At 58.4% G+C, this 1,689-nt stretch carries 1 protein-coding gene; it reads left to right on the top strand.

From position 1 onward, the window contains the following. On the top strand, nt 1-1,689 hold a 1,689-nt coding region (locus tag A3849_RS31915), incomplete at both ends, for an alpha-mannosidase (RefSeq protein ID WP_143191962.1).

Raw genomic sequence — 1,689 nt, 5'->3', positions numbered from 1 at the left:
ACCGTCAATGCCTTAATGGACGAATACCCGGACTATCAATTTGCCCAGAGCCAGCCGCAGCTGTTCGAATATCTCAAGGAGAACGACCCGGTCCTGTTCGCCAAGGTCAAAGAGCGAATCCAGGAAGGCCGGTGGGAACTGGTCGGCGGCATGTGGGTCGAGCCGGACCTGAACATCCCCAGCGGGGAGTCCCTGATGCGACAGATGCTCTACGGCCAGCGGTTCTACCTGAAGGAATTCGGTAAGACCTCAGAGATTGAATGGCTGCCGGATACCTTCGGCTACTGCGCTTCGCTGCCGCAGATTCTGCGGCATGGCGGCGTGCGTTATTTCATGACCACGAAGCTGGGCTGGAATGACACCAACGTATTTCCGTATGATCTGTTCCATTGGGTCGGCATTGACGGCACCCCGATGCTGTCCTACCTCAACCATGGGGTGAACGAGAACACGCTGCCGAAGGATGTGCATGAACACTGGCAATCCTTCCGCGAAAAGAAAACCCATAACGAGCAAATGCTGCTCTACGGCCATGGCGACGGCGGCGGGGGGGTCACCCGTGAGATGCTGGAATACATCCGCCGTGCAGATCTGATGGTCGGCCAGCCGGCCAGTACCTTCAGCAGCGCCGCAGATTTCTTTGCAGGCATGGAGAAGCGTAAGCCCAAGCTGCCCGAATGGCGCGGCGATCTGTATCTGGAGCTGCACCGTGGCACCTATACCACACATGGCCGTAACAAGCGGAACAACCGCAAGGCGGAGATTCTCTACCGCGAGGCAGAGCTGTGGCAGACCCTTGCGTCTTCCTCTATGCTGCCAGAGCAGCGCAGGAGCAACGCCGAACAGCTGCATCACGGCTGGAAGCTGATACTGCTGAACCAGTTCCACGACATTATTCCCGGCTCGGCCATCACCGAAGCCTATGAGACTTCGGAGAAGGAATACCGCGAGGTGTTCGCTCTTGGTGAGGCAGCGCTACAGCCGGGGCTGGAAGCCCTGGCGGCTCAGATCACAACAGCAGGCGAAGGCCAGCCTTACGTGCTGTTCAACAGCCTCGGCTGGGCGCGTGATGCAGTCGTTGCCATTCCATGGGCAGATACAGAAGCAACAGATAGGGAACCAACAGCAAATAGACAAACGGAAAATAAACCAACGGATAATGAACGGAACATAGCGGCTTATGACGCGTCAGGAAACCCACTTGCGATAGATCTCGTTGCCAGTTTACCAGCTGTGAACACGGCTTCGGACCAGACAACGAGCCAACAGACCGCTTACATTCATGTCCCCGCCATTCCGGCTATGGGGTATACAACGATCTGGCTGAGACGCGGGGAACGGCCAACGCCGGGAAGCCCGGAAGCAGTGAATATGCCGGGACGCGCCGTCCTGAATGACCGCTGGGAGACCCCGCACTACCGCCTGACGTTCAATGAACGGGGCGAAATCACCAGCCTGTTCGACAAAGCAGCCGGCCGGGAAGTGCTGCAGCAGGGCGGCCGCGCCAACCGATTCCACTTTTTCCATGACCGTCCGACACTCTGGGATGCCTGGGATATCGACAGCCGCTATGAAGCCCAGCCCGCTGGCGAGGCCGAGCTGGTGGAGAAATACGTGCTTCACTCCGGCCAAGTCCGGGATGTGCTGAGATTCCGCTGGACGCTGGGCCAGTCGCAGATCACCCAGGAT

This window comes from Paenibacillus sp. P46E (genome assembly GCF_001909095.1).
GTDB classification, from domain to species: Bacteria; Bacillota; Bacilli; order Paenibacillales; family Paenibacillaceae; genus Paenibacillus_AQ; species Paenibacillus_AQ helianthi.
This window is presented reverse-complemented; position numbering and strand designations above follow the sequence as displayed.